Source organism: Marinomonas sp. S3726 (genome assembly GCF_000967665.1).
Taxonomy (GTDB): domain Bacteria; phylum Pseudomonadota; class Gammaproteobacteria; order Pseudomonadales; family Marinomonadaceae; genus Marinomonas.
In genome coordinates, this window is the sequence record NZ_JXYC01000004.1 from 749,301 (window position 1) to 768,802 (window position 19,502).

Genomic DNA, 19,502 nt, shown 5'->3' on the forward strand with positions numbered 1-19,502 from the left:
AAAGGTGCTTGCTTGAGTTTATTTACAACTCAGCTTATTTTTCAAAATTAATGAAATTGGAAGTTAACCAGTGTTTAATTTTGTCTAAATAAGTTAATCGAACATCAAGTGGTGATAAATAAATGTCATGAAAACCCTTGTCTATAATCGCTATGTCTAGTTCTGTAAAAATACGTTTTGCTTTTGCTTCCATGTTCTCAACATCTAACACGCCATCTCCTTGCTTAATTTCTGCCACATTAGGGCTCTTATAAGTGCTTTTTGAAGAGCGGCACAATAAAGTTGGAATATCACACTGGGTTTGTAAGCAAAGTGCTTGTTCTTGAATGATTTTCTGCACCCAATTAAAGGATAGTGGGGAGCCTTGGCTAGGCTTCCAATCCAACCTGTAGCCCCATTCGCCAGCTAGGCTTTCATGTAAGGTTTGAGCATAAGGTGTTGCCGTTTTTGCTGGAAGGCTTATGTGAGTCAATGCTTTACTGATGAAGTTATATAAGGGTAAGCGCCACTTTTCTTCGTTTAATGGCATAGGTAGGCTTAAAAATGGGCTGTTGAGAATAAGGCCTATTATGTCGATTGAATCTGATCTTGATGAATATTCGTTTGATAGATAACGGCTAACAATAAGCCCACCAGTGGAATGACCAAGAATAACACAACGCTTTACGCCTTTTGCTGCCATTGTATTAAGGCAGGCATCTAGGTCGTGATAATAGTTCGAAAACTGGTTTTTATTGTGGTCAGCTTGGAAAGGGCGGATAGATCTGCCATAGCCGTGTAAATCCACTGCATAAAAGTCACAACCAAGTTCTGCGAAAAACTCAGCTAACCCTGCTTGATAAAAGTAATCCGTATAACCGTGAACATAAAGAAGGGCAATTCCAGCGGGTTCTATATTAGCTGGAACCTGATAATGGATTAAGGTACAAATTTGCTGCTCAGCTGGCTTAAGGGTAATAGCCTTAAAGTCTGAGCCCAAAATATCATCTTCTTCACTGACAATGAGGTTTGCTTGTCTTAGATCTACATCCATAAATTGCTCACTTATAGACAGAATATGTTTTGTACCTTATTTGATGATTAGCTAAAAATGCGATCACCCTGCTGATCTATCATCATTTTAGCTTTGCGTAATGTAATGCTAATACATTCATCTCTGTTTGGAATCAGATCTGAACGAATGAAGTTGTGAGTTTTAACTTCATCTTCACTGAGGGTTTGCGTAATTGTCGCAGCAACGCGATATTGACCACCTTCTGACATTGGTGCCGGAATGATGCTGAATCCTTTATACTCGACTGCTTCTTCTGCTTTTACTTCTGCTTCGCCAGATCCACTGAATAGATTTTTAATGCCAGAAAAAATGCCCATGAGTCTCTCTTATTGATAAGGTGAAATAATGATGATTTAAGCCTAACATACTTTATTGTCATACAAGGAGTTCCCCTGCTGCAATAAAACGTCAGTGAGGAGGAATTTTAGTTAATAAAAAACCCAACCTGCAAAACAGATTGGGTTTTTATTTAGGCTCGAAAAATTAAGCGTTGTCTGCAATCACAGCAGCAACGGCTTTTTCGAATCTTGCTAGACCTTCTTTAATATCTTCTTCTGGGATAATTAGAGAAGGTGCAAAACGGACAACATTTGGACCTGCTACAAGAATGAACAGACCTTCTTTCGCCGCTGCTTTAATGAATAGTGCTGCTTTACCTGCATAAGCATCAACAACTTCAGCGCCAACTAGAAGACCCATACCGCGAACTTCTTTGAAAAGGTTGTGTTTTTCATTGATAGCGTTAAGGCCTTCAACGAATAGTTGACGACGCTTCTCAACACCCTCTAATACTTCTGGCGTATCTACGATATCGATAACTGCTTCAGCAATAGCGCATGCCATAGGGTTACCACCATAAGTACTACCGTGAGTACCAAATGCCAAGCTCTTAGCTGCTTTTTCAGTTGCTAACATAGCGCCAACAGGGAAGCCGTTACCTAATGCTTTTGCAGAAGTTAGTACATCTGGCTTAACGCCTAGTTGCTCGTAAGCGAAGAAAGTACCAGTACGGCCAACACCTGATTGCACTTCATCAAATACTAATAGTGCGTTGTGCTCATCACATAATTCACGTACTTGTTTAGCAAACTCAACGTCAGCAGGAATAATACCGCCTTCACCTTGAATTGGTTCCATTACAACAGCACAAGTGCGATCAGAAATAAGTGCTTTTAGTTGATCAATGTTGTTGTAATCACAGTGGCTAATGCCACCTGGAGTTGGTTCGAAACCTTCTTTATATTTAGCTTGGCCACCGACAGATACTGTGAAAAGTGTACGGCCGTGGAAAGACTTATTAAAAGCAATGATTTCGTGTTTTTGCTCGCCATAGTGGTCAAAAGCATAACGACGTACTAGTTTAAATGCCGCTTCATTCGCTTCACCACCACTGTTACAGAAGAAGACTCTGTCAGCGAAAGTTTTTTCAGTTAGTTTTTTAGCTAAACGCAGTGCTGGTTCGTTAGTCATTACGTTTGCAAGGTGCCAAATTTGACCCGCCTGTTGGCGCATAACGTCAACAAGTTTCGGATGTGAATGGCCCAATGCTGTTACTGCAATGCCGCCTGCAAAATCAATGTATTCATTGTTTTCAGTATCCCACACTCGAGAGCCCTCACCACGCACTGGGATGACAGCGGAAGGTGCATAGTTTGGTACCATTACTTCGTCAAATGTTGCTCTCGTTACTTGTTCAGTCACTTTATTTACCTCGTAAAATTGGCCACCGGAAGTCCGGTGGCCCAGTCAGTTTTAGATTAAGTTTCTTAACTCCCGGATTGCCACTGATACCATTGCTAGTGTCAGTTCAGTTTCCGCTTTAATTTCGTTAAAGGTCACCTGATAGTGCTTGATATTATCACCGTTCAGCTCGTGCCAGTGTTCTAGGCGCGCACCAAGGTCATTAATATCAGTACTAGACTGGATAACTTCTTGAGTTAATGTTCTTAAGCTATTGTCGATTTCGTCACCTAGGCCAGATTTAGCCTTACGCTGCCAAACATCATCAGTATTCAGGTTATGAACACTGTTACGTAGCCAATGTAGGTCTAAGTTCATTTCTAGGGCAAAATAAGTTTGTGCTACATCAATCACTTCTTTCTGCGTATTTGCAGCAACACGGATAATGTCTAGTCCGTAGAAATGGTACTGAAGGCCAGCCACTTGCTGTGCAATTACTTCAGGAATGCCTTGTGCAGTTAAATCGCTTACTACGCTTTGCAAGTGATCTTGGCTTGTTTGCGTCAAGATAGAATCAATTTGCTGGCGAATAATTTCAACACCTGGACGATAAGTGTCAGTTAGCTTCTGAATCGAAAGTTCTTCACGTGTGTTACGTAGTAACCAAAGCGTTGCTTTTTCAAGTAAGGCTTGAACACTGATTAGAAGTTTAGATTGCAGTGCGTTATCAATCTTAAAGTCCAGCTCGTTGATCGCATCCCAAAGTGCTGGGATAGAGAAAATACTCTCTGCGGCCATGTAAGCTCGTACTAGGTTTAGCGCAGAAGCACTTGTTTCTTCCTGTACATAAGTACTGAAAGTTGGGCCCATACGGTTACCAATGTTATTAGTAACATGACCTGCAACAATTTCCTGTGCTAGCGGGTGGCTTGCCATGTGCTCGCCAAAACGCTCCGTCAGTGGTTTCGGGAAGTAAGCGTGGATTTCTTTTACCAAATCCGCATCTTCACCAATACCATCATCAACCAATTGCTCAGATAGCTTGATTTTAGAGTAAGCCAAAAGAACAGAAATCTCAGGGCGAGTTAGGCCTTGGCCTTGGTTCATGCGTTTCTTAATCTTAGAAACACTTGGCAAGAACTCGATTTCTCTGTTTAGGCGACCTTCACGTACTAATGACACCATTAGGCGTTGGTGGTCAGCAACTCTTTCTACCGCTTGAGAGTTAGCAAGTGAAAGTACATGGCTTTGACCTTGGTTATGGTGCAGAACAAGTGCGCCAACCTCATCTGTCATTTCAGCCAGTAGCTTATTACGTTGCTTCTCTGTCATATCGCCATCTTCGACAATACGGTTAAGCAAGATCTTAATATTTACTTCGTGGTCAGAGCTATCAACACCTGCTGAGTTATCAATAGCGTCAGTGCTCATTAGACCGCCGCTTTGTGCAAACTCGATACGGCCAAGTTGAGTAAGACCTAAGTTACCGCCTTCACCTACAACGCGACAGCGTAGCTCGTTACCGTTTACACGTAATGCGTTGTTACCGCTATCGCCTACTTCTGCATGTGTTTCGTTTTCAGACTTAACATAAGTACCGATACCACCGTTCCAAAGTAGGTCTACTTTAGATTTCAGGATGGCAGAGATTAAGTCCATAGGCGCCATGGCTTTAACATTGCCTTCGATGCTTAGGGCTTTACGTATATCTGCATTCAATGGGATTGATTTAGCAGAACGGTTGAAGATACCACCGCCTTTAGAAATCAATTCCTTGTTGTAATCTTCCCAAGAAGAACGAGGCAAGTTGAACATGCGCTGACGCTCTACAAAAGAAGTTGCAGAATCTGGTGTCGGGTCAATGAAGATATGCATATGGTTAAAGGCCGCAACTAGGCGAATGTGCTTAGATAGCAACATACCATTACCAAATACGTCACCAGCCATGTCACCGATACCAACAACAGTAAAGTCAGTGTTTTGGCAATCTAGACCTGTTTCTTGGAACTGACGTTTAACCGACTCCCAAGCACCGCGAGCTGTGATACCCATTTTCTTATGGTCGTAACCATTAGAACCACCTGATGCAAATGCATCGCCTAACCAGAAACCGTATTTCTCAGAAATGCTGTTTGCAAGATCAGAGAAGGTCGCTGTACCTTTATCGGCTGCAACTACTAGGTACGGGTCATCTTCGTCAAAGCGCTGTACAGATGTTGGTGGAACAATTTGGTTTTGTACCAAGTTATCTGTGATATCTAGAAGACCACTGATGAAAGTGGTGTAACAGCGAATAACTTCAGCTTGTACTTCATCACGTGAAGCAAACTTCTTAAGTTGCTTAGCAACGAAACCACCTTTCGCACCTGCTGGTACGATAACGGCGTTTTTAACCATTTGTGCTTTTACTAGGCCTAGTACTTCGGTACGGAAGTCTTCCATACGGTCAGACCAACGTAGACCACCACGAGCAACTTTACCGCCGCGCATGTGGACACCTTCAACCCAAGGTGCGTAGACAAAGATCTCAAACTTAGGACGAGGTAATGGAACCGCTGGAATTTGATTTGGATCCAGTTTGAAGGATACATAATCTTTAATCGCGCCATTTTCGTCTGCTTGGTAGAAGTTAGTACGCAACATAGCGTGAATAACAGACAAGAAGTGCTTCAAGATTCTGTCTTCATCTAGGTTAGCTACTTGATCTAGTGCTTCTTCAATCTTCTCTTGAAGCTTCTCGCACTTAGTGTCACGGTTAGCATCTAGCGCTGGATTGAACTTCTGCTCGAACAATTGAACCAGAAGACGGGCAATACTAGAGTTTTTCTCAAGAGTCTGTTGCATATAAGACAGAGAGAAAGGTACTTGTAATTGAATCAAGTATTTAGTGATTGCACGTAGCATGGTAACTTGACGCCAAGTTAGAGAGGCTTCAAGTACAAGTGCGTTGAATCTATCATTTTCAACACGACGCTTAATGATCTGGTTAAAAGCATCCTGGAAAGCTTCACGTTGCGCTTTTTGTTCTAGGTTGATGTTTTCATCAACAGAGATGGCAAACTCAACGACCCAAGTATTGGTTTCTTGTTGATCAAGTTCGTATGGTCTCGCTTCTAATACACGAAGACCCATGCATTCCAAGATAGGCAATACATCAGAAAGAACAAGAGAAGTACCCGTACCGTAAACTTTAAAGAAATGAGCGCCTTTTCTCTGACCGACCTGACGATACAGGTGAGTGGCAATTGCGCCTTCCTCTGTCAAAGTATCTAGGCGTTCAATATCAAGGACCGCTGTGTTGTGAGAAAAGTCTTCACGGTATGCGGCTGGTAAGTGCGGAGCATACTTATGGAACAGCTGGTTACCTGCTTCTTCACCATGGTATGTATGAAGTGCATCAAGTAATTTGTCATCCCATGAACTCATCGCGTCTTGCATCTTGCGCTGAATTTCATTTTCAATCACAAGGTCAAGGTCGTTATCTTTCGTGGTTTGAATCGTGAAGTTAACACGAGCCAATACCATTTGAGAGAACTGTACGTTGAACTCTGCGCTAGTACCGTCACAAGATTCCATTAGGATTTCTTGCAGCTTGTATCTTAGCTCTGTGTTGTATCTATCACGTGGAACGTAAACGATGGCATTGATAAAGCGGCCGTAAAGATCTTTACGTAAGAACAAGCGTAACTGACGACGTTCTTGAATTGCCAAGATATCAAGGATGGTTTCTTTTAGTTCTTCAGCAGATGCTTGTAGCATCTCATCACGTGGATAGCTGTTAAGAATGTGCTTAAGGTTTTTACCCTTGTGGCTATCAGGGTGAAGCTCAGTACTCTTCACAATTTTCTCTAGCTTCTTACTGAGTAGCGGGATATCTTGCAAACGAGCAACATAGGCAGCAGAAGAATAAAGACCAAAGAAACGCCATTCACCAATGACTTCACCTTTAGCATTGAAGCGTTTGATACCTAGGTAATCTAAGTGAGCTGGACGGTGAACTGTCGAAAGCGCAGTAGACTTAGTTAGAACCAGAAGATTGGTGTTGTTTACGGCAAGCTTAGTAAGCTTCTCGTTAAGAACGATATGCTTCTTCGATTTTTCTTTTTTATTTTCGCGGAAAGTACCTAAACCTGAGTTAGGCACTAAACTTAAATGTGCTGCGTCACCTTTAACTTCAAGGTCGTAAGAGCGAAAACCAATAAAAGTGAAGTGGTTGTTGGCAATCCAACGTAAGAAATCGATATTTTCTTTGTGCTCAGGGTCGTTTTTCAAATGTTTAACTTTTGTCGACTCTGCAATGATTTCTTTCATGCGATCTTGCATGGCTGGCCAATCATCAACTGTGTTTTTTACATCAGCTAAGGTATTTAGCAAGGCAGAAGCAGTGGCTTCAAATGTGCTTGAGTCAGATTGACGGTCAATTTCAAAACGCATCAAAGATTCGTTATTAGCGCTTTCTGACTTTTCAAGTAGGCCTGTGACTTCACCGCTTTTGTTACGAGCTAGGTTTAACAAAGGATGTGAAGTTTTGTGAATAGTATGGCCAAGACGCGCAATAGCCATATTCAAAGATGAAACTAAGAATGGCATGTCATCAGTTAGGATTTCAATAACTGTATGGGTTGAGTGCCAGCTATGCTCTTCGTAATTTGGGTTGTAAACACGAATTGTAGGAGTGTTCGATTTTCGTTGTTTTATAAAATCCCAAAGGCAAAGAATGGTGCCATATAAATTTTCAATTGGCTCACTGACCATATCTTCAGTGAGGGAATCCTGAAAGTATAATTGTGCGAGATGAACAAGGTTTTCAGCTTCTTTGGCTGAATGATTTTCCTTTAGTTCTAGTTTGACTCGATTAATTAACTCTGTCTTTTGGTTATGCGTCATTTGGAACTCATCCTCGAGAGTGGTGTTCTTTTAATGCTAATTGTAGTTATAAGAATGAAAAAGCGTTGTTTCAGGACTATTATCGATTATTAATAAAACTTTCCTCCTTCGAAAGGTGTTAAATTTCAGATTAGCGACATTTTGTTCTTGAATTGGGACAAGGATAGTAAATAAGGCTTGAACCCTATTCAAAAACCCTTTGTTATCCATTCTATCGGAAATAAAACACTAATAAACGCACTTATCACAGGATAATAATTTGTACGAGCGCGGTTTTGCATCAAGAGAACTCATGCAGGCAAGTGGCAAGCCTCAAAAGTATGGTTTTTTATTACTACCACACTTTTCAATGCTCGCCTTTTCGTCGGCTATTGAGACCCTACATATGGCTAATTGGATTAGTGGTAAAGATCTTTATCGCTTCTGTACAATCAGTGCCGATCAGGGACCATCTCGCGACAAAACCACAGGACAAAATTTATCTGACGCAAAATGCAAAGAGGTTGTTTCGAGTGTAGGTGCGGTGACAGTTGCAGATTATGTTTTATCTGATGCACCATCTGATCTTGATGCTGTGTTTATTTGTGGTGCATCCCCAGCCATGCCAGAAGAAAATTTAATGTTAGAGGCTTGGCTAAAACGTCTTTCCAAACGTAAAATAGCGCTTGGTGGTATTTGTACAGGGAGTTATTTACTCGCACAGGCTGGTCTTCTAGATGGCTATCGAGCGACAATTCATTGGTGGAGCATCACCAACCTAAGAGAAACCTTCCCTAATACCATAGTATCAAATCACCTTTTTGAAGTTGATAGAGATAGGTTTACCTGTAGTGGCGGTACCGCTTCTATGGATATGATGTTATTTCTCATAGGCAAACAACATGGAATGAAACTTGCTGGTAGCATTTCTGAGCAGTTTGTTTGTGAGCGCATAAGAACTAATGAAGATCCGCAACGTATTCCATTACAAATTCGACTGGGTACCAGCCAGCCTAAATTGGTTGAGGCTGTGCAGTTGATGGAGGCTAATATTCAAGAGCCCTTATCGCCAGATGACATTGCTTTTCACGTGGGTGTTTCAAGAAGGCATTTAGAAAGGCTCTTTAAAAATAACTTGAATAACGTACCATCGCGATATTATTTAGAATTGAGATTAAATCACGCCAAACAGTTACTCACCCAAACAGATAAACCAATTGTGCAAGTGGGAACTGAATGTGGTTTTTCATCTGCTCCTCATTTCAGTACAACGTACAAGGGTTTTTTTGACTTAACGCCAAGAGAAGAGCGTAAGCAATCTGTACCTACAGAGCGTGTAAATGAGTCGGCTGACAGGAAAAAGCGCCAATTATGGCAAAAAAAGTTTTGAAATCTGGCCCGAATAGATGATCATGGCGCAAATATTTCAAATTAGAAAAAAGATATATAACTAATAACTATAAATACAAGAAACTTGATACGAGTCTCTTAAGAATAATAACTCATTCGAGAAAAGGGTATAACACATGTCAAAAGTCCCAGCGCTAGAGCTGAATGATATTCATAAAACCTTTGGCGATGCCGAAGTCTTAAAAGGTATTTCATTAAAGGCCTATGATGGCGACGTTATTTCAATTTTGGGCTCTAGTGGATCAGGCAAAAGTACCTTTTTGCGCTGTATCAACCTATTGGAAAACCCAACTAAGGGCGAAATTCTTTTCAATGGTGAAAAACTTGGCTTAGAGCATGGTAAGGGACCAGATCTGTATCCTACAGATATGGGGCAGCTTACTCGTATGAGACAGCAGGTCGGTTTCGTATTTCAAAGCTTTAATCTTTGGCCTCACATGACAATTTTAGAAAATGTGATGGAAGGGCCTCTAAATGTCCTTAAGCGTCCGAAAAAAGAAGTGCTCGAATATTGCGAGCACCTGTTAAACAAAGTCGGTATCGCTGACAAGAAACATATGTATCCAAGTCAGTTGTCAGGTGGCCAGCAGCAACGTGTTGCGATTGCTCGTACCTTGGCAATGGACCCTCAGGTTATTTTGTTTGATGAGCCAACATCAGCGCTTGACCCTGAGTTAGTGGGAGAGGTTTTGGGTGTTATGCGTGGTTTGGCTGATGAAGGCCGCACCATGTTAATTGTGACGCACGAAATGAACTTTGCGAAAGAGGTATCTAGTGAAGTGGTGTTCTTACACCAAGGTCTAGTTGAAGAAAAAGGGACGCCACAAAAAGTATTTGAAGCGCCAGAATCAGAACGTTGTAAGGCGTTTATTTCAAGTACTTTTTAAATTTCAACAGACATACAAATTTGAAGAAGTTATTTCTTTAGAGTTTGATAAAATAAAATAATTACAATCATTAAAAGGGTTAAATCATGAAACTTAAAAAACTTGCTCTAGGCTCAGCACTAGTATTAGGTGCTGCTCTTACTTCTGTATCAAGTGTTGCTGCCGATAAAGTTCGCCTTGCGACAGAAGGTGCTTGGGCGCCATTTAACTTCATTGATTCAGCTGGTAAACCACAGGGTTTTGACGTTGATGTTGCTTGGGCACTTTGTGCAAAAATGAAAGCAGATTGTGAAGTAGTTACTCAGGATTGGGATGGTCTTATTCCTGGTCTTAAAGTACGTAAATTCGATGCTATAATCGCTTCTATGTCTATTACAGAAGAGCGTTTGAAAGTGGTTGATTTCACTAATAAATACTACTCTGGTGGCCTACGCTTCCTAGGTCTTAAAGGTGAAGCGTTTAATGTTGCAGATCTTAAAGGTAAAGTAATCGGTGCACAGCGTGCAACATTAGGTGCTCAGTACCTAGAAGACAACTTTGCTGATCTAGCTACTTTGAAATTCTACGATAACCAAGACAATGTTTATCTTGACCTTGTTGCTGGTCGTCTAGATGTTGTTTTATCTGATGAGCTACCTACTTTTGATTGGTTGAAAACATCAGGTAACGGCGATAAGTTTGAATTTAAGGGTGATGCATTCTTAAAAGAAGACAACATCGCGATCGCTGTACGTAAAGGCGATAAGCTGAAAGACAAGCTAAACAAAGCTTTGGATGAAATTTTAGCTGATGGTACTTACCAGAAAATCAACGCTAAATACTTCCCGTTCTCTATCTATTAATTTATCCGTTTAACGTATAAATAAGATGGTGTTAGAAGGCTCGAACCTAGGAGTTTGAGCCTTCGTTTCCTTGTACATCTCGAATATTCAGAGATCGACCTGAGAACAAAATATGATTGATCTATCCGGATTCGGAAACCAGTTACTCATTGGTGCAGCTGTTACTGTTGAATTGGCGCTAGCGTCACTCGCAGTTGGACTAGTATTGGGCTTACTTGGAGCGTCTGCAAAACTGTCTTCAGTCAAGACATTACAGTGGATTGCGAATGGTTATACCACCATTATTCGTGGTATTCCTGAACTGCTAACCGTCCTCATTATTTATTTTGGCGCCACCACTGTGCTTATGGCTGTAGCGGGTTTATTTGGCTACGATGAATACATAGAAATTGGTCCTTTTGCGGCAGGTGTTACCGCTTTAGGTTTAACTTTTGGTGCTTATGCTACTGAAGTGTTTCGTGGGGCCTTACAGTCTATTCCTAAGGGGCAAAATGAAGCGGCTGTTGCTTTAGGAATGGGGCGAGTTCGTACCTTCTATCGTATTATTTTACCGCAAGTTTGGCGTATGGCTTTACCTGGCCTTGGTAACTTGTTTTTAGTCTTGCTAAAAGATACGGCATTAGTATCTGTCGTTGGACTTGATGACATTATGCGTAAGGCAAACATAGCGGTGAGCAGTACCAAAGAGCCATTTTTATTCTATTCAGCTGCGGCTGTTCTCTATCTAGGCCTGACCATAGTTTCTATGGGAATTGTCTATTTCTTAGAAAAACGCGCGAATCGCGGTATAAAGAGGGCTTAAGATGGATTTCTCAGTAGTTGTTGAGTACTTTCCAAAATTAATGCAGGGAACCTGGGTTAGTCTGCAGTTAATTGCTTTATCAGTGGTGTTAGGCGGTATATTCGCTTTGCCTATTGCTTTGGCTAGAATCTCTAAAAATCCACTTGTTAGTGGTTTGCCATTTGCCTATATTTTCTTCTTTCGAGGAACGCCTTTATTAGTGCAAATCTTCTTAGTCTATTACGGCGCTTCACAGTTTGAAGTGGTTCGAGAAAGCTTCTTGTGGCCTATTTTAAGAGAACCTTTCTGGTGTGCCATTATTGCATTTACCCTTAATACTTCAGCTTATACAGCCGAAATATTTCGTGGTGCAATTCAAGCCATTCCAGTGGGTGAGGTTGAAGCCTGTAAAGTTGTCGGTATGACTAAGGTGCAAATGTATCGTCGTATCTTGCTGCCAAGAGCTTTCGGTATTGTTTTGCCTGCTTACGGTAACGAGATTATTCTGATGCTTAAAGGTAGTGCGCTAGCAAGTACCATTACTATTCTTGATTTAACGGGAATGGCGCGAACTATCATAGCGAGAACCTATACGCCGATTGAGATTTTCTTGGCTGCTGGTGTGATTTATTTGGCAATCAGTATGGTAGTAATCGCGATTTTCAAACAAGTTGAAAAACGTCAGAACCGCTATTTAGGACCAAATCCAGTGAAGTTACCAGACGATGTCTGATATACGGCACTAATTAATAACATTCTGTTATGTTTTAAAAAGGGCTTTAGATTAATCTAAAGCCCTTTTTTATGTTAAGAAAAGTGCACTTAGCTTGATAATTAGATAAAAGGGAACCAGTATTAATAAAGCAAAGACAATAACTTAGGAAGAGTAAGGAGGACGATCATGCAGTATGAAGATCGTGTTGATGCGCTAGTAGCACCTAAAGGCGCATTGGAAATGTTATCTCAAGATGAAATTGCTCGTATATCCGAAGATTCGAGCCAACTCCATGAGCTATTTCGTCGTTGTTCTTTAGCCATACTTAATTGTGGTAGTGACTCTGATGACCCTCAGGCGGTATTAGAGGAGTTTCATGACTTTCAAATTTCAATTGTTCAGCAAGAACGTGGTGTAAAACTACAGCTGCTCAATGCTCCAAGTAGCGCGTTTGTTGATGGTAAAATGATACAAAGCGTTCGTGAAATGCTCTTTTGTGTTTTAAGAGACATTATTTTTACTCACCATGAATATGATCTTGAGAGCTCCCTTGAGAATGCCTCATCGGATAAGATCACCAATACAGTATTTAACCTACTACGTAATGCTAATGTTTTTAGGCGTTCCCCTGAGCCAGATCTGATTGTTTGCTGGGGTGGTCACTCAATTGCACGTCATGAATATGATTACACTAAAGTTGTTGGACACGAACTGGGCTTAAGAGAGCTTAATATCTGTACTGGCTGTGGACCAGGTGCTATGAAAGGGCCAATGAAAGGTGCGGCCATAGCGCATACTAAACAGCGTTTAACGGATGGTGTTTATTTAGGTTTAACTGAGCCGGGTATTATTGCGGCTGAATCGCCTAATCCTATTGTGAATCAGTTGGTGATTCTGCCTGATATTGAAAAACGTCTTGAAGCCTTTGTGCGAGCTGGGCACGGTATTATTGTGTTTCCAGGTGGTGCAGGTACCGCTGAAGAAATCCTATACTTATTGGGTATTTTATTGCACCCAAATAATAAAGAAGTGCCTTTCCCGTTAGTGTTTACTGGACCAAAAGAAAGCGCGGCTTATTTTGAGCAAATAGATGAATTTATCGGCACTGTTTTAGGTAAGGAAGCGCAGGATAAATATCAAATCATTATTGATGACCCTGTTGCTGTAGCGCGTACCATGAAAGAGCAGATGGAGGATGTAAGGGGTTTCCGTAAGAAGCATCATGATGCTTTTTATTATAATTGGAAACTGTTTATACCTGAGGCATTCCAGCATCCGTTTGAACCAACACATGAAAAGGTAGCAGCGTTGAATTTGCACTTTGATCAGGAGTTGCATGATTTAGCTGCAAATTTACGACGAGCTTTCTCTTCAATTGTGGCGGGTAATGTTAAGGCACAAGGTGTGGCATACATTAAGGCTCATGGGCCGTTTGAAATTCATGGCGATAAGGCTTTGCTGGCTAAATTGGATGCTTTACTTAAAGCCTTTGTTGAGCAGCAACGTATGAAACTACCAGGCACAGAGTATATCCCTTGTTATAAAGTTATTACTTAAAATGTAAAATGAGATAAAGAAAAGGCCTCAAGTTTATCCTTGGGGCCTTTTTACTTGGCGTTAATTTTTAACCCACTAAAGCGATTAAAAAACAGACCAGCCAATTTTTTGCGATAGGGTTTCTAGTACTGCCATGCCTGCTAAGGAGTTTCCTGCTTTATTTAGTTCTGGTGACCAAACACAGACAGAAAATTGGTCAGGTACTATGGCCACTATGCCGCCACCAACACCACTCTTTCCTGGTAAACCAACACGATAAGCAAAATTGCCAGCTTCATCATAAAGCCCGCTTGTTGCCATCAGGGCGTTGACTTGTTTAGTTTCTTGCTCAGTCAGAACTTGCTCACCACTGTGGCGGCAATAACCCTTGTTAGCTAAGAAGCTAAATGCCTTAGCAAGGTCAACGCAACTCATGCGTATGGCGCAATTACTAAAATAGCTTCTGAGTACTTCTTCCACATCATTATCAAAGTTGTCGAATGATTTCATAAGGTAAGCCATAGCAGCATTGCGAGAGCGAAATTCATACTCCGAATTAGCGACCTTATGATCGGATTGAACTTCTTGGTTGCCAGATAGGCGGCGTACAAAGGTTTTCATAGCATAATGTGGAGATACAAAGCGAGATTGGTTCATATCACTTACAACGAGTGCGCCAGCATTGATGAAAGGGTTTCTAGGAACGCCTGATTCGTATTCAAGCTGCACTAGAGAGTTGAAAGGTTGACCAGAAGGTTCGCGTCCAACTTTATTCCACATGTCTTGACCATAATGCTTCATGGCTAGGGTGAGGCTAAATACTTTAGAGATGCTTTGGATTGAAAAGTTTGTGTGTGCGTCGCCAATGGTGAATAGCTCACCTTTGTTACTGTAAATGGCAATACCAAACTGCTCAGCAGGTACTTTGGCGAGAGCGGGAATGTAATCCGCTACTTTACCTTGCCCTATTAGTGGCAAAGCAAGAGATTGAATTTCTTTTAGTATTTGGTCCATACCTTGTCTCTATAATGCTGTCGAAGTGCGCCAGCATTATAGATGAGCAAGGGTTGAGAATAAATTGCTTCTTTTAGCTCTTTTTTTCAGATTTTATTTGTTTGATATGATCGACAATGATTTGCCCTGATATGGTAGCTGTCGATGGAATCTCGGGTAGGGCATCTATTTCAAACCAGTCTGCCTCATCAATTTCACCTGGGGCAGGTGTGATCTCTCCTGAATCATATTCAGCTAAGAAACCTGTCATTAATTGGTGAGGAAAAGACCAAGGTTGACTAGAGTGATAAGTGACATTCTTAACCCTGATGCCAACTTCTTCTTCTACTTCGCGAGCAACCGCTTGTTCTAGCGTTTCTCCAGCCTCAACAAAACCTGCAATATTGGAATAACGACCAGGTGGAGACATCATGCCACGAGCTAATAAAATACTATCGCCCTTCCTTATGGATACTATGATGCAGGGGGATATTCTAGGATAGCTTCTGTGATTGCACTTAGGGCAAATCTTGGTGTGCTCTCTATCATGTTTGTTTTTTAATGGGGTGCTGCAGCGTGAGCAGTATTGGTGGTCTTTGTCCCAGGTGGCGAGTTGTCTAGCACGGCTAATAAGTAGATAGCCAGCTTCGTCCTGATTAAATAGTAGCTCTCTTAGATCTATTTCTAAAAAGCCTTTTGGTACCTTAGTTAAAATGCAGACAAACAGATCTTGCTGTTGCCATTGGCCACAATATACAGCGTTAGTGCTAGCATCGGGTTGGAAGTCGTAAAGGGTGTGTTGGTACTTTTCTTGGCCTGCTTCGTGTTCGGATTGGCTAATGAGTACATTGCCTTTGTGGAGTAATAAAAAAATAGCGTCTTGGTGTGGGCTAGGGTGAGTCTGGGTGCCTATCTCTAACATTAAATCTTCCTTAGCGTGCAGTATTCGAAACGATTGAGGCGGGTATAGCCTCAATCATTTTTGCTCAAACTACTGCCAGTCTAAGATTATTTTTCCTGACTTACCAGATGCCATTGCATCAAAGCCAGCCTGAAAATCTTGGATCTTATAGTGATGGGTAATGATGGGGCTAATATCCAATCCTGATTGCAGCATGGCTACCATCTTATACCAGGTTTCAAACATTTCTCGGCCATAAATGCCTTTGATATTAAGGCCTTTGAAAATGACCTGATTCCAGTCAATGACGGTATCTTTGCTTGGAATACCTAGCATAGCGATATTGCCGCCATGATTGAGAACTTCAAGCATGCCGTTAAGAGCCTGTCCGTTACCAGACATTTCTAAGCCGACATCAAATCCCTCTGTCATACCTAAATCTAACATGACATCACTAAGGGCTTCTTTGCTGACATTGACGGTGCGAGTAGCGCCTAGCTCTTTGGCAAGCGATAGTCTGTAGTCATTGACATCCGTGATCACCACATTGCGAGCACCTACATGACGGCAGATTGCTGCTGCCATTGCGCCAATTGGTCCAGCTCCTGTGATAAGAACATCTTCACCGACGAGATCAAAAGACAAGGCTGTGTGCACAGCGTTGCCAAAAGGGTCTAGGATTGATGCCATATCATCAGAGACTCCATCCGGAATTTTAAAAGCATTACTAGCAGGGATAACCAGATACTCAGCAAAAGCGCCAGTGCGATTAACGCCGACTCCTACCGTTTCGCGACAAAGGTGGCGACGTCCTGCGCGACAATTTCGACAATGGCCACAGGTAATATGGCCTTCACCTGAAACTCTATCGCCAATATTAAAACCGGATACTTCAGGGCCAATTTCTGCGATTTCACCCACAAACTCATGGCCAACTGTCATAGGTACAGGGATGGTACTTTGAGCCCAATCATCCCAGTGATAAATGTGCATATCTGTACCACAAATTGCCGTTTTTTTGATTTTAATGAGGACATCATTGTGCCCACATTGTGGCTTTTCAGACTCAGTCATCCAAATGCCAGGCTTATTTTGTGTTTTGGCTAAGGTTTTCATCTTTATTTTTATCCTAAAATCTTGAGTTCTCGGCCAACTTGCTCAAAAGCATCTATGGCAATATCTAGCTCTGCTATTGTCATTTTAGCAGACATCTGAGTACGGATTCTGGCTTGCTCCATAGGGACCACAGGATAAGAGAAGCCTGTAACATAGACACCATGTTTAAACATTTCAGCAGCCATATCTTGAGCCAACTTAGCATCCCCAAGCATGATTGGGATTATAGGGTGATCACCGGGTGTTAATGTGAAGCCTATTTCTGTCATACGTTTGCGGAAGTGTTGGCTATTAGCAGCAAGTTGCTGTCGAGCTTGACCACTTTTCTCGATCGTTTCCAGAATATGTAAACTGGTTGCGACAATCACAGGTGCAAGTGAGTTGGAGAATAAATAAGGACGAGAGCGCTGACGTAACCAAGCGACAATATCTTTAGAAGCACTAGTGTAACCACCAGAGGCCCCGCCTAGCGCTTTACCTAGAGTGCCAGTGATGATGTCGACGCGGCCCATGACGTCACAGTATTCATGGCTGCCTTTTCCGTTCTCCCCTAAGAAACCTACCGCATGAGAGTCGTCTACCATAACTAGGGCTTCATATTTGTCAGCAAGGTCACATACAGCTTTTAAATTGGCGATTATGCCATCCATAGAGAAGACGCCATCAGTGACGATTAGTTTGGTTTTGACACCGGCTTGATCTGCACTTATTAATTGTTGCTCTAGGTCTGCCATATCATTGTTCTTGTAGCGATAGCGCTTTGCTTTACAAAGTCGAACGCCATCGATAATGCTGGCGTGATTTAACGCATCGCTAATTACCGCATCTTCTGCTGTTAGTAAGGTCTCAAATAAACCGCCGTTAGCATCAAAACATGAAGAGTAGAGTATGGTGTCTTCCATACCTAAAAAGTGACTAAGTTTATTCTCAAGTGTTTTGTGAATGTCTTGAGTGCCACAAATAAAGCGCACAGACGCCATGCCATAGCCATGCTCGTCTAATGCGTTGTGTGCTGCTGTGATTACACTCTCATCACTGGCAAGGCCAAGATAATTGTTAGCACATAGGTTAATAAGTGGCTGTTTTTCTTGTCCTAGAATTTGGCTAGCCTGAGGTGACATTAACATTCGCTCTTCTTTATAGAGGCCTTGTTCTTTAAGTTGCTCTAATTGATTGGCTAAGTTTGAGAAAAAGTCCTGTTTTTTCATCGTGTGTCTCCTCATCTATTGAAAGTATTTAATTAGTGTAAGCTGCTTTATCTGCTTCAAACAGATGCAGTGACATAGCAAAATGGGCATAACAGTTGAGGGTTGAATAGCAAGATTATTAAGTGGGCTCACTATTAAGGTTTTAAGTGGATAGATAGCAAGACTGGTGAAACTCTGCACAGTTACGTAGTATGTGGCCCAAGTTATATTAAGGTGTCTTTATTATGAAAAAATCAATCTCTCTCGCTTTATCCTCTCTAGCAATAGGTTTGGGTTCTGGTGTGCTTGCAGCTCAAGATCACTTACCTATCCTGCAATATCATCATGTGGGAGAAAAGACACCGTTTTCGACTTCAGTGACACCGGCTCAGTTCCAAGAGCATATGGATTATCTTGATGATGCAGGTTTTCAAGTGATCGATTTAGCTAAAGCTCTGTCAGATATTAAGCAAGGTATCGCTTTGCCAGAAAAATCAGTGGCTATTACTTTTGATGATGCTTATTTAAATATTTATCAGTCGGGTTTTCCTATTTTAAAAGAGAAGGGCTTTCCTTTTACTATTTTTATTAATACACAGCCTGTTAGGCAGAAAAATAAAAATTTCTTGAGTTGGGATAATATGCGAGAAATGCAGCGTTCAGGTGCAAGTTTTGCTAACCATACCGACAGCCATCCTTATATGTTGCGTCTAGTGAAAAAAGAAACCCCTGAAGAATGGCAAAAAAGGATGCGTAAAGAAATTGATTATGTGGAATCTAGGTTGATCGCAGAGTTGGGTGAAAGTCCGAATATGTTAGCTTATCCCTATGGTGAGTCTAATGCTTGGTTAAGACAGTATTTGAAGCAAATTGACATGATTGGTTTTGGCCAGCAGTCAGGCGTTGTAAATAAAGATTCTGACTTTTCAAACTTACCGAGATTTCCTGCATCAGGTGCTTATGCCAAGCTGGGTGGTTTGAAGACTAAATTAGCATCTTTGCCTATGCCACTAGTCTCATTCCAAAATGGTGGCGACTTTGCGGGTAAAGAAGCTGTTTCGCTTGATTTAGAATTTAAGGCAGGTAAATACCGTCTTAAAGAATTGGCTTGTTATGTTTCTGGGCAAGGGCAGGCTAAATTGGAATGGTCATCAGCAACAAAAGTAAAGGTTGTTGCAGAACAAGCGTTTAAATATGGTCGTGGCCGTATTAATTGCACCATGCCAAGTACAAAAAGTGGTCAATATCACTGGTTTTCTAACGTTTGGATACGTGCAAAGGCAAAACAGGGCTATTTAAACTAAATAATTCACTTTTTTTAAAAAAAACAGTTGCATGAGCGTTTGAAATCCGTAATATACACCTCGCTCCACAACGGAGGGGTGGCAGAGCGGTTTAATGCACCAGTCTTGAAAACTGGCGTAGGTTAATAGCCTACCGAGAGTTCGAATCTCTCCTCCTCCGCCATTTATCTCCTTGAGATAAATTGTTGTGAAGCAAGATAAATTATTAGTTCCTCGATAGCTCAGTTGGT

Annotated in this window: 15 protein-coding genes and 1 tRNA gene; 8 read left to right on the forward strand and 8 right to left on the reverse strand. The window is 41.5% G+C overall.

Translation table 11 applies throughout. From position 1 onward, the window contains the following. Positions 1 to 34: 34 nt before the first annotated feature. The 4 genes from TW85_RS04565 to TW85_RS04580 all read right to left on the reverse strand — a co-directional run bounded on the left by TW85_RS04565 (position 35) and on the right by TW85_RS04580 (position 7,621). Positions 35 to 1,033, reverse strand: coding sequence for an alpha/beta hydrolase (locus TW85_RS04565; protein WP_052701852.1), 999 nt, complete (start codon positions 1,031 to 1,033; stop codon positions 35 to 37). Positions 1,034 to 1,080: 47 nt separating this feature from the next. After that, complete coding sequence (locus TW85_RS04570) at positions 1,081 to 1,371, reverse strand: HlyU family transcriptional regulator (RefSeq protein WP_046015849.1); 291 nt, start codon at positions 1,369 to 1,371, stop codon at positions 1,081 to 1,083. Positions 1,372 to 1,537: 166 nt separating this feature from the next. Then, positions 1,538 to 2,755, reverse strand: a complete 1,218-nt coding sequence (locus TW85_RS04575; RefSeq protein WP_084616106.1) for an aspartate aminotransferase family protein — start codon at positions 2,753 to 2,755, stop codon at positions 1,538 to 1,540. Positions 2,756 to 2,806: 51 nt separating this feature from the next. Next, positions 2,807 to 7,621 (reverse strand): NAD-glutamate dehydrogenase, encoded by a 4,815-nt coding sequence (locus TW85_RS04580; protein WP_046015850.1) that lies wholly within the window; start codon positions 7,619 to 7,621, stop codon positions 2,807 to 2,809. A 292-nt stretch (positions 7,622 to 7,913) separates the two neighbouring features. Here TW85_RS04580 and TW85_RS04585 point away from each other — a divergent pair, with 292 nt between their 5' ends. From TW85_RS04585 to ppnN, 6 genes are all read left to right on the forward strand, one after another. Continuing rightward, on the forward strand, positions 7,914 to 8,990 hold the full coding sequence (locus TW85_RS04585; protein ID WP_046015851.1) for a GlxA family transcriptional regulator: 1,077 nt from the start codon (positions 7,914 to 7,916) through the stop codon (positions 8,988 to 8,990). Positions 8,991 to 9,126: 136 nt separating this feature from the next. Next, on the forward strand, positions 9,127 to 9,897 hold the full coding sequence (locus tag TW85_RS04590) for an ATP-binding cassette domain-containing protein (RefSeq protein ID WP_046015852.1): 771 nt from the start codon (positions 9,127 to 9,129) through the stop codon (positions 9,895 to 9,897). An 86-nt stretch (positions 9,898 to 9,983) separates the two neighbouring features. Continuing rightward, complete coding sequence (locus TW85_RS04595) at positions 9,984 to 10,739, forward strand: transporter substrate-binding domain-containing protein (RefSeq protein ID WP_046015853.1); 756 nt, start codon at positions 9,984 to 9,986, stop codon at positions 10,737 to 10,739. Between the two features lie 112 nt (positions 10,740 to 10,851). Continuing rightward, a complete protein-coding gene (locus TW85_RS04600; protein ID WP_046015854.1) occupies positions 10,852 to 11,541 on the forward strand; it encodes an ABC transporter permease in 690 nt (229 codons plus the stop codon). A 1-nt stretch (position 11,542) separates the two neighbouring features. Then, entirely contained in the window at positions 11,543 to 12,253 is a 711-nt protein-coding gene (locus tag TW85_RS04605) for an ABC transporter permease (protein WP_046015855.1), read from the forward strand. A gap of 168 nt (positions 12,254 to 12,421) precedes the next feature. Beyond that, the gene (gene ppnN / locus TW85_RS04610; protein WP_046015856.1) at positions 12,422 to 13,792 is read left to right on the forward strand and encodes a nucleotide 5'-monophosphate nucleosidase PpnN; all 1,371 of its coding nucleotides are present in this window, start codon (positions 12,422 to 12,424) and stop codon (positions 13,790 to 13,792) included. An 84-nt stretch (positions 13,793 to 13,876) separates the two neighbouring features. Here the strand turns inward: ppnN and glsB are convergent, their stop codons facing one another. From glsB to TW85_RS04630, 4 genes are all read right to left on the reverse strand, one after another. Then, a complete protein-coding gene (gene glsB / locus TW85_RS04615; protein WP_046015857.1) occupies positions 13,877 to 14,785 on the reverse strand; it encodes a glutaminase B in 909 nt (302 codons plus the stop codon). Between the two features lie 73 nt (positions 14,786 to 14,858). Next, positions 14,859 to 15,686, reverse strand: coding sequence for an NAD(+) diphosphatase (nudC, locus tag TW85_RS04620; protein ID WP_046015858.1), 828 nt, complete (start codon positions 15,684 to 15,686; stop codon positions 14,859 to 14,861). Positions 15,687 to 15,755: 69 nt separating this feature from the next. Then, the gene (gene tdh / locus TW85_RS04625; RefSeq protein ID WP_197477779.1) at positions 15,756 to 16,781 is read right to left on the reverse strand and encodes an L-threonine 3-dehydrogenase; all 1,026 of its coding nucleotides are present in this window, start codon (positions 16,779 to 16,781) and stop codon (positions 15,756 to 15,758) included. An 8-nt stretch (positions 16,782 to 16,789) separates the two neighbouring features. Then, on the reverse strand, positions 16,790 to 17,989 hold the full coding sequence (locus TW85_RS04630; protein WP_046015860.1) for a glycine C-acetyltransferase: 1,200 nt from the start codon (positions 17,987 to 17,989) through the stop codon (positions 16,790 to 16,792). Positions 17,990 to 18,213: 224 nt separating this feature from the next. On the opposite strand from TW85_RS04630, the gene TW85_RS04635 reads away from it, so the two are divergent. Both TW85_RS04635 and TW85_RS04640 read left to right on the forward strand, forming a co-directional pair. After that, positions 18,214 to 19,272, forward strand: a complete 1,059-nt coding sequence (locus TW85_RS04635; RefSeq protein ID WP_052701855.1) for a polysaccharide deacetylase family protein — start codon at positions 18,214 to 18,216, stop codon at positions 19,270 to 19,272. Positions 19,273 to 19,344: 72 nt separating this feature from the next. Then, positions 19,345 to 19,435: transfer RNA gene (locus TW85_RS04640), tRNA-Ser, on the forward strand. Positions 19,436 to 19,502 lie beyond the last annotated feature (67 nt).

Excerpts from the sequence above, each read along its gene's own strand:
- TW85_RS04585 (WP_046015851.1), top strand. The coding sequence starts at position 7,914 with ATGCAGGCAAGTGGCAAGCCTCAAAAGTATGGTTTTTTATTACTACCA.
- TW85_RS04635 (WP_052701855.1), top strand. The coding sequence starts at position 18,214 with ATGAAAAAATCAATCTCTCTCGCTTTATCCTCTCTAGCAATAGGTTTG.
- TW85_RS04605 (WP_046015855.1), top strand. The coding sequence starts at position 11,543 with ATGGATTTCTCAGTAGTTGTTGAGTACTTTCCAAAATTAATGCAGGGA.
- TW85_RS04600 (WP_046015854.1), top strand. The coding sequence starts at position 10,852 with ATGATTGATCTATCCGGATTCGGAAACCAGTTACTCATTGGTGCAGCT.
- TW85_RS04590 (WP_046015852.1), top strand. The coding sequence starts at position 9,127 with ATGTCAAAAGTCCCAGCGCTAGAGCTGAATGATATTCATAAAACCTTT.
- TW85_RS04565 (WP_052701852.1), bottom strand. The coding sequence starts at position 1,033 with ATGGATGTAGATCTAAGACAAGCAAACCTCATTGTCAGTGAAGAAGAT.
- ppnN (WP_046015856.1), top strand. The coding sequence starts at position 12,422 with ATGCAGTATGAAGATCGTGTTGATGCGCTAGTAGCACCTAAAGGCGCA.
- tdh (WP_197477779.1), bottom strand. The coding sequence starts at position 16,781 with ATGAAAACCTTAGCCAAAACACAAAATAAGCCTGGCATTTGGATGACT.
- TW85_RS04580 (WP_046015850.1), bottom strand. The coding sequence starts at position 7,621 with ATGACGCATAACCAAAAGACAGAGTTAATTAATCGAGTCAAACTAGAA.
- TW85_RS04595 (WP_046015853.1), top strand. The coding sequence starts at position 9,984 with ATGAAACTTAAAAAACTTGCTCTAGGCTCAGCACTAGTATTAGGTGCT.
- TW85_RS04630 (WP_046015860.1), bottom strand. The coding sequence starts at position 17,989 with ATGAAAAAACAGGACTTTTTCTCAAACTTAGCCAATCAATTAGAGCAA.
- glsB (WP_046015857.1), bottom strand. The coding sequence starts at position 14,785 with ATGGACCAAATACTAAAAGAAATTCAATCTCTTGCTTTGCCACTAATA.
- TW85_RS04570 (WP_046015849.1), bottom strand. The coding sequence starts at position 1,371 with ATGGGCATTTTTTCTGGCATTAAAAATCTATTCAGTGGATCTGGCGAA.
- nudC (WP_046015858.1), bottom strand. The coding sequence starts at position 15,686 with ATGTTAGAGATAGGCACCCAGACTCACCCTAGCCCACACCAAGACGCT.